Annotated in this window: 8 protein-coding genes and 1 pseudogene; 3 read left to right on the top strand and 6 right to left on the bottom strand. The window is 33.7% G+C overall.

Going from position 1 to position 5,335, the window contains the following annotated elements; genetic code table 11:
* The 3 genes and pseudogenes from BA053_RS07715 to wmk (BA053_RS05075) all read left to right on the top strand — a co-directional run.
* A pseudogene (locus BA053_RS07715) lies at nt 1-286 on the top strand (hypothetical protein); the annotation flags it as partial.
* Nucleotides 287-351: 65 nt separating this feature from the next.
* Nucleotides 352-1,272, top strand: a complete 921-nt coding sequence (gene wmk, locus BA053_RS05080) for a WO male-killing family protein Wmk (RefSeq protein WP_065106833.1) — start codon at nt 352-354, stop codon at nt 1,270-1,272.
* A gap of 38 nt (nt 1,273-1,310) precedes the next feature.
* Entirely contained in the window at nt 1,311-2,225 is a 915-nt protein-coding gene (gene wmk / locus BA053_RS05075; protein ID WP_065094615.1) for a WO male-killing family protein Wmk, read from the top strand.
* Between the two features lie 54 nt (nt 2,226-2,279).
* On the opposite strand, the gene BA053_RS05070 is transcribed toward wmk (BA053_RS05075), so the two are convergent.
* From BA053_RS05070 to BA053_RS05045, 6 genes are all read right to left on the bottom strand, one after another.
* Nucleotides 2,280-3,200 carry a patatin-like phospholipase family protein gene (locus BA053_RS05070; RefSeq protein WP_065094614.1) on the bottom strand — a complete coding sequence of 307 codons (921 nt, stop codon included), beginning with the start codon at nt 3,198-3,200 and terminating at the stop codon, nt 2,280-2,282.
* Nucleotides 3,201-3,208: 8 nt separating this feature from the next.
* Nucleotides 3,209-3,430 (bottom strand): hypothetical protein, encoded by a 222-nt coding sequence (locus BA053_RS05065; protein WP_019236453.1) that lies wholly within the window; start codon nt 3,428-3,430, stop codon nt 3,209-3,211.
* Nucleotides 3,431-3,497: 67 nt separating this feature from the next.
* A complete protein-coding gene (locus BA053_RS05060) occupies nt 3,498-4,031 on the bottom strand; it encodes an ankyrin repeat domain-containing protein (protein WP_065094613.1) in 534 nt (177 codons plus the stop codon).
* A 52-nt stretch (nt 4,032-4,083) separates the two neighbouring features.
* Nucleotides 4,084-5,028 (bottom strand): contractile injection system protein, VgrG/Pvc8 family, encoded by a 945-nt coding sequence (locus BA053_RS05055; RefSeq protein WP_065094612.1) that lies wholly within the window; start codon nt 5,026-5,028, stop codon nt 4,084-4,086.
* The gene (locus BA053_RS05050; RefSeq protein ID WP_065094611.1) at nt 5,029-5,238 is read right to left on the bottom strand and encodes a tail protein X; all 210 of its coding nucleotides are present in this window, start codon (nt 5,236-5,238) and stop codon (nt 5,029-5,031) included. It lies immediately after the preceding gene.
* A partial coding sequence (locus BA053_RS05045; RefSeq protein ID WP_174525435.1) for a phage tail protein occupies nt 5,235-5,335 on the bottom strand: 101 nt, incomplete at its 5' end. The genes BA053_RS05050 and BA053_RS05045, both read right to left, overlap by 4 nt.

The raw sequence follows: 5,335 nt of genomic DNA, 5'->3' as shown, positions 1-5,335 counted from the left end.
GCTAAATGTTATATTGTACCACGATGTAAAAAAATATGATCAAGTACAAGTCAGAGTAGAAAACAAGGAAATGTGGGCTGAGTTACAAAAAAGAGGCGAAGAAATAGGAAAAAATTGCCTCTTTGGGGGAGTAAAACTTAAAGAAGCAGTAGAGAGAGGTAGTTTCACTAGATGTGGCATATGGAGTGAAAAGTATGCTATAAAAGAGATTAGCAATGATGAAGTATTGTCTTCATGGGTAAATAGGGTATTTGGAGGTAGTAAAGAAACCTTTAGGGAACTTTAATTCATTTATTTTAAGGTTCCAGAGTTTACTGGAGCCTTTGAGCTATAGTAGAAAATATTATATATATGGTTTTTTGCGTGGAAAAAAGTCTAGACTATGAAGTAGGGCAAAAATTGAAAAGTTGGAGGTTAGAGCGAGGGTATACTCAAAAGGATTTAGCGGAGAAAATTGGTGTAAAGTACTGGGTAATACTGCAATATGAAAAAGGGAACCGTAGAATTTCAATTGAAAGGTTGTATGCTATAGCTGAGACACTATCAATCAGTATTACGGATCTTATTCCTGTATCAAAAAGCTGTCTTGAAGATGAGGGAGAAGAAATATTAAACCTAATAAGAAAATATAAGAAGATTAACGATCAGGAGTTACGTAAGATGTTTTGTTTGCTAACCAAATTTGTCCAAGTCAGTGAAAAAAGTAGTAGAAAATCGGAAAAAATAAAAATTGCAAATGGTCTGGTTAAAGCAGGAATTTCTGTTGATATCGTTGCAAAAACAATTGGTCTGTCTGCTGATGAATGCGTTGAAGAAAAAGGAGGTTCTATTTACTGCCAAATAGGAAAGAAGATAAAAGAATGGAGGCTAGTGAGAGAGTATACTCAAAAAGATTTAGGAGAGAAAATGAGTACAACCCGTCACGAAGTAAGCAACTATGAACAAGGAAGGACTGCTGTTCCACTTGATAAATTATATGAAATGGCAGAAGCGTTATCGATTAATATTACAGATCTACTAATAGAGAAAGATGAAGGTAGTACAGTGGAAAATGAGCTGCTTGATTTGATTAAAGAATACAAAGAAATTGAGAGCCAAGAACTACGGCATGCACTAATAAAGTCTTTGTTTGAAGGGATACGGATTTGTGAAGAAAAAGTGAGAAAAGCGGAAAGGATCAAAGTTGCAAAGAATTTAGTAAAAGGGGGAATTTCTATTGATATTATTTTGCAAGCGGTAGGTTTACCTGTTGATATAGTTTTAGATGGGTAGCTCATGAAAAAATTATAGCAATAAAGTTTTTTTCTTAAATGGAGGTATATGTGTTTGTTTCTGCAAGCAATGTTAGTTATGGAATAGGGCAAAAAATAGAAAATAGTAGGTTAATGCGAGGTCATACTCAAATAGGATTAGCAGGTCAAGTAGGTTTAACATACCAAGAAGTGAACAGCTATGAGAATGGTTATACTCCTATTCCAATTGGAGTACTATATATAATAGCAAGAGTATTATCAGTTAATGCTGTAGATCTATTACCTAAACCAATAACAGTAAGAGAGTATAAAGATGAAGACGAAGAAATACTCTATCTAACGAAAATATACGAGAATCAAAAGTTAGGCAAAATAGTACCTTCATTAGTCAGGTTTGTTCATATTAGCGAAAAAATTAATCAAGAAGAGGCAAGGTTGGAAATAGCAAAAAATCTAGTGAAAGAAGGAGTTTCTACTGATGTTATTTCCCAGGCAACGGGTTTATCTATTTACGAGTATGATAGTACAGAGAGAGAAATCTGCACTGATTCTATATATTACAGAATAGGGCAAAGAATAAGAGAATGGAGATTGATAAGGAGATACACTCAAAAAGATTTGGCTGATAAAGTTGGTTTAACACTCAAGGAAATACACGACTATGAAAGAGGGCATACTGCTATAACATTTGATAAATTATATGAAATATCAGATGCATTATCAGTGAATATTAAAGTTCTGCTACCTAAAACAAGAGAAAGCAAAAAGCTATTGAGTTTAATGGATGAGTACGGAGAACAAGAATCATTAGATGCGTTAGTCAAATCTCTATCTGAAGATATGAAAAGTGGCAAGGAAAAAGTTAAAAAAACAGAAAGGATCAAGGTTGCAAAAAATCTAGCAAAGGCAGGTGTTGCTATTGATATTATTGTGCGAGCAAGTGGCCTAACTACTGATGAGTGTGAAAATTGAATTGTGTTAAAGACGGTACTAAGAAATATTATATTAAGATATAAGTAAAAATAGTTATATATTTAATATTTCTATACAGAATTTGTTTATCACTTTTTGATTGTCCTCTATCATTGCCTTTGCCTCCTGTTGAAGAAATTTGATATTTTTTGATGTAATGTTATCCATCTCAGTCGATGCTACTTTCAATTCCGATTGTATTCTTATATATTTATCGTCTATTACTTGTTCTAGTTGATAATCAACGCAATCCAATCCAGAAGCAAACATCACATTCAGTAGTGGCTTGACCCACCCTATTTTGCCAAATTTCCTTGAGTTAGCATACTTTATACTTCTATCTGTTCCACCAGTGCCTATTGATAGCAGTATAATCTCATCATTTGGAAATAACCTCTTAGCACTTGCATATGCACAAGCCGCTGGATTATTAGCAAACACTCCGCCATCTATCAACACTCTCTCTGTTTGGCTAATTTTTAGACGTTTTGGTGTAAAGTACGTTGGGGCAGCTGTTGTAGCTCTGAGTGCATCTTTCAACTTAATGTTTTCTTCTTTCCAACTTTTGAAGAAAAACTCACAACTATTGTGAATGTCATAACTGGTGAGTAGTAGATTACTCGCAACATCGGCCATAGTACTTTCACCAAAGTATTTGTTGAGAATAAATTCCATATTTCTATACGAGTACTGAGAACCACTCAGCCAAGAAGCAATTGATTTTCTCCAAAATGATGATTGAAAGATATATGCTCCATACTCTTGGTAAAGTTCAACCAAATCATTGGCAGAGTATTGAAGTTTATTGCTTTTACAAAGTCCAGCAACAATAATCCCACCGGTTGAGGTGCCTGCCATTAAATCAAAAATCTGGGAAATTGGCTTTTTTGTCCTAGATTCAATTTCTGCAAGAATAATGGCAGGTATTATCCCTCTAATGCCACCTCCATCTACAGATAAAATGTACTTTGTCACTGTAAAATTTATTTGTGTTTGTGAATAGCTTCAAGTTCGTTGACTTCTTCAGTGAGGTTTTTCACTCTCTCTTCAAGTCGATAGACTATTTCGATTAGTTCTTGGTTTTTTTCTATAAATTTATCATGGATGTGTACACGTAAGTCAAGTTTTGCCAACCACCATATGAATCCTACAGTCTGTAGAACTATTGTTATTATTACCGCTATTGGGATTTTTTGCTTTTTCATGTGAAAATATTAACTTGTTATGGATAGTTTTGGAAATTTATATGCAGATTATAGAAAACTTACAGCTTTAGTGATTACTTTTTGTTGATTCGTATTGATCTTCTGCTTTAGCAAGTAGCTTTATGATTTCCTTGTAAGGTTTATCTTTATTGTGCCTTGACCTTAATACAGCTACATCTCTTGGATTTTTTCCATCTGTGTCTCTAATGGTAGGGTCTGCACCTTTGTCTAATAAAAATCTAATTATCTCCAATTTGCTTTCATATGTAGCTGCATGTAAAGGTGTCCATCTTTCATATTTTGTAGCATTTATATCAACTCCTTTTTCTACTAGGAATTTTACAACCTCTGCACATCCCTCTTCTGCAGCATAATGTAGTGCTGTTAATTTAGGGATCTGCACATTAATATCTAATAGATTTTCTACTAAGAATTTTACAGTCTCTAAGTTACAATTTTGAGAAGCAATGCGTAACATCGTTTTATAATTATCTGCAGCTCTTGCCTTCATGTAGGAATAGGTAGCAATAATACATACTATTACTGTTATAAGCCACCAAAAATGCAGCTTGTTTTTTGTATCTTGACCCAATTTATCCATATTCAACATCTTTTTAATATTAAATAGATCATTTACTCATTTTTTATTAACATTACTTACTCAAAGATGCTGACAACATAGTAAGGTAACCTGAGCTATTTAAAGTATGCTCCGCTCTGTTAACTATCCATTCACCATCTACTGCTTGATTAAAAGCTATAAGATTAAGTTTAGCTTCTGCAAATAACTCTGGATTACCAGGTATAGTGATATCCAATACTGCATTATTTCGCTTTAGTTGTTTTAACTTAGCATTTGCTGCACTTAGTGCTGATTCTGCATTTGAGTACATTTCTAACATAATATAACTTGGCTCGCCGCTACCAACTGTTTCTTTAATAGTTTCACCCTTTTCATAGCTATGCCACTTTGCCACTACTGAATTATACTTATCACGTACGGTAAAATGCACTTTCCAGTTAATTGTATCTTGAGGTCTAATAGTCGTTGTTCCTAAAGCTTTTCCTGTGGCTGATTTTGCCATATTCTTTGAAATAAACAATATATACCCACCAGCTAATTTTGCCATTGCTTCACGCTCTGTTGCGATCTTTGTTAACAGACTTATATCACTTTCATCTGCCTGATTAATATGGGGTATCAATACATTCTTAAATTCCTCAGCGACTTTGTATCCATATCCATGTTTTTGGGCTATTTCTTTTACTAAGTTTTCTATGGTAATTTGGCGCCATTCTTTTGATACTTTTGCCTTCAAAGATATTCTTAAATTTGTTGCATGAGCTTTGATTAGTAGAGTCTTAGGTGGACCCTGTATAGTCACTTCGTTGACTGTATATATACCCATTGGAAAGATTCCAAATTCCTTATAACCTAGTGCTATGTTCAATTCATTCGGAATATCTATGTCTTCATCCCTGTAATCAACACACACTTCAACTACATCATCTATTATTCCTGATTCATCTGTAAGGTGCAATGATATAACTCTATCTTTAATTGATTCACATTTATCTATTATAAAATCTGGCTGCATTTATTCCCAGACCTTTAATTTTGACTTTTGTACTGTTTTCTTAATAGTAGGAAGCTTTATCTTTAATCCTGCAGGCAAAAAGCTTCCGTATTCTGCCAAACCTAAGTTCTCTGCTAGTACTAATTCCACTACTCCATCAGTAAATCCGTAATGTTTCCAGCAAATCAGATCTAACATCTCATTTTCTTTACTCACATAGTATACAGTCATCTATAGCTTTTTAAACTCAAACTAAATTCAACTTTTCTTGGTAGTCCATTAGGTAAAAAATACATCTGCTTTTCTTCTAACCTAGTAATTACGAATT

It is taken from the genome of Wolbachia endosymbiont of Nomada ferruginata, assembly GCF_001675785.1.
Taxonomy (GTDB): domain Bacteria; phylum Pseudomonadota; class Alphaproteobacteria; order Rickettsiales; family Anaplasmataceae; genus Wolbachia; species Wolbachia pipientis.
The sequence above is the reverse complement of the archived record's forward strand: the minus strand, read 5'-3'. Positions and strand labels throughout refer to the sequence as shown.

Excerpts from the sequence above, each read along its gene's own strand:
- BA053_RS05060 (WP_065094613.1), bottom strand. The coding sequence starts at position 4,031 with ATGGATAAATTGGGTCAAGATACAAAAAACAAGCTGCATTTTTGGTGG.
- BA053_RS05050 (WP_065094611.1), bottom strand. The coding sequence starts at position 5,238 with ATGACTGTATACTATGTGAGTAAAGAAAATGAGATGTTAGATCTGATT.
- BA053_RS05055 (WP_065094612.1), bottom strand. The coding sequence starts at position 5,028 with ATGCAGCCAGATTTTATAATAGATAAATGTGAATCAATTAAAGATAGA.
- wmk (WP_065106833.1), top strand. The coding sequence starts at position 352 with ATGGTTTTTTGCGTGGAAAAAAGTCTAGACTATGAAGTAGGGCAAAAA.
- BA053_RS05065 (WP_019236453.1), bottom strand. The coding sequence starts at position 3,430 with ATGAAAAAGCAAAAAATCCCAATAGCGGTAATAATAACAATAGTTCTA.
- wmk (WP_065094615.1), top strand. The coding sequence starts at position 1,311 with ATGGAGGTATATGTGTTTGTTTCTGCAAGCAATGTTAGTTATGGAATA.